Raw genomic sequence first — 897 nt, forward strand, 5'->3', positions numbered from 1 at the left:
ATCGAGTGAATTGGCGTCACGTCCCCCTACCGTGGCGGAGGCTTCCAGTGCACCTTCAGTCAGATCGGCGAAATCGAGTGGAAGTGACACACTCCCGGCCTCGATATCATCGGCCGTCAGCGTCAATGTTGCCTCGGCACTCGTGCCTTCGTCATCGGTCACGGTGACCACGACGTCTTCCCCCGCCTGAGCCGGTTCATCTAGGATGACGTTGGCCTCGAGGCCCGAGTTTTCTTCCTCGGCATTGATGAAGCCATCGGCATTCGCCGGAATGGCCAGAATCGGAGTGTCCGGCGTCACCACGTCATAATCTTGCGTGGTCACACCACTTTCGTTACCAGCCGCGTCCGTGGCGGTGGCGCTGACCTCACCACTCGGCTGAGCGCCATCCGAGGTCGCTTCGAAGCTGCCGTCATCGCCCGCCACAAGCTCGCCGGTCGTGCCATCCGGGAAGGTCACCGTCACGGTACTGCCGGGCTCGGCTTCACCGCTGGCCGTGACCGTGCCGTCGTCATTGGCGACGACGTTCAGCGTCGGGGCATCGGGCGCGGTGGCGTCGACGGTGAAGTCGACAGCGTCCGATGCGGCGGAATCATTGCCCGCACCGTCAGTAATGGAGGCCACGGCGCTGTAGTCGCCGTCGGTGATATCGCCATTCAGCGTCACGTCGACTTCACCGGCGGAAAGGTCGTCAGCGGTGACGGCCTGGGTGAACGTCTGCTCGCCATCCGCACCGCCGGTCACGGTGATCGTGACGGTGTCGCCTGCCTGAGTACCGCTGGTGAGAGTCACCACGGCCTGGATGCCGTCGCTCAACTCGTCGGCACTCACGAAGCCATCATCGGCTTCGGCAATGGTCAGCGTCGGCGCATCGGTACCGTCATCGCCTCCGGGACT

1 protein-coding gene is annotated in these 897 nt (G+C 63.8%); it reads right to left on the reverse strand.

Annotated features, from left to right (window positions below; all coding sequences use genetic code 11):
- The coding region (locus LU493_RS19415; protein WP_275289453.1) for an Ig-like domain-containing protein at positions 1 to 897 on the reverse strand (897 nt) is incomplete at both ends.

Origin of the sequence: Halomonas elongata, assembly GCF_029081005.1 — a bacterium.
Lineage (GTDB): Bacteria > Pseudomonadota > Gammaproteobacteria > Pseudomonadales > Halomonadaceae > Halomonas > Halomonas elongata_B.